We start from the raw sequence: 2,684 nt of genomic DNA, 5'->3' as shown, positions 1-2,684 counted from the left end.
AGCCAGCGCGACGCGGCCGGGCCCAGCACCTGCAGCGAGGCCGACAGCAGCGCCGCGAACAGCGCGCCGCGCCAGGCCAGCTCGGCCCAGCCCGGGTGGCGGCGCAGCAGCGTGCGCTCGAGCCCCCAGGCGGCGGCCAGCAGCACGGTGGCGTGCAGCCACAGCGTCAGCTGGAAGGAAACCAGGGTGTCGACCAGGTTCATCGCTTCTTCCCCTTGCGGCCTTCGTCGGCGGCCAGCAGTGCCTGCACCTTGGCGAGGTCGCCGGGGGCCACGTCCTTTTCGCTGACCAGGTGCGCCAGCAGGGCGCGCGGGTCGCCCTTGAACAGCGACTGGATCAGGTCGCCGACCATGCTGCGGCGCACCTGCGGTTCGCTCACGGTGGCGCGGTAGACCAGCTGGCGGCCGTCGCGGCGCGCGGCCACGACGCCGCGCTTCGCCAGCCGCGTGAGCACGGTGGCCACGGTGGTGTGGGCCAGGCCGCGGCTTTCAGCCAGCGCCGCGGCCACGTCGGCCACGCTGGCCTCGCCGCGCCAGAGCACGCGCATGACGTCGAGCTGCAGTTCGCTCAGGGCGATGTCGTCGGATTCGGGCGCCACGGGACTTCCTCTACACCTGTCGTACTACAGTTGTAGTCCTCGGCGGCGGCCGGTGCAACGGGCCGGAAGTCATGGGCGGGCGAAATGGCAATCCCGGCACACGCCGGGGCGAGGAAACCGGACCCGGCGGGTTCAGATCGCGGCGGACTGGTTCTTCAGGATGAGCTCGGCGAGCCAGGGCTCGCCCTGCTGCATCAGTTCCAGCGGCGTCTGCTGCCAGCCGGTGAGCACCATGGCTTCGGCGATGGTGAATTCGAGCTGGGCCTTGGTGAACTTGCGGCTGCCGGCGATGACGGCTTCCAGCACCGCGCGGCCGGGCATGGGCGCGTCCATTTCCGCGGCCTTGGCGGCTTCGGCCGCGGCCGGGTTGGCGCCACCATGGCTGGCCAGCCACTCGATGCGGCGCAGGGCGTCGTTCTGCGGGTCGTCGCTGGCGGCCACGCCGGGCGCGGCGGCGGCCAGCGCCTTGTGCAGGGTGCCGAGCTGGCCGGCCACCTTCATGCGCTGCAGCTTGGAGGCGTCGCGCGCGTGCTCGGCGTCCTCCACGTCCTGGCGCAGGCGCTCGCGTTCGGCCAGCAGCGCGGCCACGGCCTGGGCCAGGGCCTCCAGCCGCGGCCCGATGGCCGCCTGCTGCGTCGGCGAGGGCGCCGCGAGGGCGTCGCGGAGGGATTGCAGCAGGGCGCGGGGGTCGCTCATGGGCCCGATTATAGGCGGGCCGCGTGGCGCCGCCAGCGCGGGCTCAGCGGCCCGGGCCGACGTCGATGAACTTCAGGAATTCCGAGCGGGTGCGGGCGTCGTCGCGGAAATCGCCCAGCATCTTCGAGGTGACCATGCTGACGCCGCGCTTGTGGATGCCGCGGGTGGTCATGCACTCGTGCGCGCCCACCACCACCACGCCCACGCCGCGCGGCTGCAGCACTTCCTCGATGCAGCGGGCGATCTGCGCGGTCATCTTCTCCTGCACCTGGAAGCGGCGCGCGTAGGCTTCCACCACCCGCGCCAGCTTGCTGATGCCCACCACCTTCCCGGCCGGCAGGTAGCCGATGTGGGCCTTGCCGATGATCGGCGCCATGTGGTGCTCGCAGTGCGATTCGAATTCGATGTCGCGCAGCACGATCATCTCGTCGTAACCCGCGACTTCCTCGAAGGTGCGCGAAAGATAGGCACGCGGGTCCTCGCGGTAGCCGCTGAACCAGTCGCCGTAGGCCTCGGCGACGCGCCGCGGGGTGTCGAGCAGGCCTTCGCGCGCCGGGTCCTCGCCGGCCCACTGCAGGAGCACGCGGACGGCGTTCTCGGCGTCGGCCTGGGTGACGGGCTTGGTCATGGCGGGGCTCCGATGGCAGGGCGCACGGGAAGTGCACCACGGTGGAATGCTAACGCGGCCGGCGTCAGCGCCGCGTCGCGGTGGTGCGCCAGGCCAGCAGGCCGCCAAGCGACACCAGGCCCGCCGCCAGCCAGAAGCTGGCGCCGGCCAGCGGGCCGCGCACTTCGTTCGCCGCCACAAAGGCCAGGGTCTGGGTGAACAGCGTGGGGCCGAGGATGCCGGCGATCGAATTCAGGCTGCCGATGGCGCCCTGCAACCTGCCCTGCTCCTGCGGCGAGACGCGCGCCGTCATCAGCGCCTGCGTCGCCGGGCCGGCCACGGCCCACATCGCCGCCACCGGCATCGCCGCCCAGAACCAGTAGCCGGTGGGCGCCGCTGCATACATCGCGAAACCCACCGCGCCGGCGACCGCGCCGATCAGCACCGTGCGGCGGTCGCCGAAGGCGCGCGCCACGCGACCCACCAGCCCGCCCTGCACGATCACCGTGAGCACGCCCACGATCAGCAGCGTCCAGCCCACCATGTCCAAGCCCCAGCCGAAACGGTAGTCGGCGTAGAGCACGAAGGTGGTCGGGTACACCAGGTGCGCCAGCGCCATCAGGAAGCTCACGCCGGCCAGGCCGAACAGCTCCGGATGCCCGCGCAGCAGCTGCAGCGAGGCCAGCGGGTTGGCGCGGCGCCAGGAGAACGGCGAACGCCGCTCCGGCGGCAGCGATTCCGGCAGCACGAACCAGCCGTAGCAGAAGTTCGCCGCGCACAGGC

At 72.3% G+C, this 2,684-nt stretch carries 5 protein-coding genes; all 5 read right to left on the bottom strand.

Annotation, left to right across the window (positions count from 1 at the left end; translation table 11 throughout):
* A partial coding sequence (locus N790_RS04640) for a hypothetical protein (RefSeq protein ID WP_043801383.1) occupies positions 1-203 on the bottom strand: 203 nt, incomplete at its 3' end.
* Entirely contained in the window at positions 200-598 is a 399-nt protein-coding gene (locus N790_RS04635) for a BlaI/MecI/CopY family transcriptional regulator (RefSeq protein WP_043801382.1), read from the bottom strand. The genes N790_RS04635 and N790_RS04640, both read right to left, overlap by 4 nt.
* Positions 599-730: 132 nt before the next feature.
* Entirely contained in the window at positions 731-1,294 is a 564-nt protein-coding gene (locus N790_RS04630; protein ID WP_043801379.1) for a hypothetical protein, read from the bottom strand.
* Positions 1,295-1,337: 43 nt separating this feature from the next.
* Positions 1,338-1,922 (bottom strand): GTP cyclohydrolase I FolE, encoded by a 585-nt coding sequence (gene folE, locus N790_RS04625; protein ID WP_043801378.1) that lies wholly within the window; start codon positions 1,920-1,922, stop codon positions 1,338-1,340.
* 64 nt (positions 1,923-1,986) lie between these two features.
* Positions 1,987-2,684 (bottom strand): MFS transporter (locus tag N790_RS04620; RefSeq protein WP_043801375.1); only part of this gene is annotated, 698 nt, incomplete at its 5' end.

Source organism: Arenimonas malthae CC-JY-1 (genome assembly GCF_000747075.1).
GTDB classification, from domain to species: Bacteria; Pseudomonadota; Gammaproteobacteria; order Xanthomonadales; family Xanthomonadaceae; genus Arenimonas; species Arenimonas malthae.
Note: the sequence above shows the minus strand (reverse complement) of the source record. Positions and strands in the feature narration are given on the sequence as shown.

Coding starts and splice junctions, on each gene's coding strand:
- N790_RS04630 (WP_043801379.1), bottom strand. CDS start 1,294: ATGAGCGACCCCCGCGCCCTGCTGCAATCCCTCCGCGACGCCCTCGCG.
- folE (WP_043801378.1), bottom strand. CDS start 1,922: ATGACCAAGCCCGTCACCCAGGCCGACGCCGAGAACGCCGTCCGCGTG.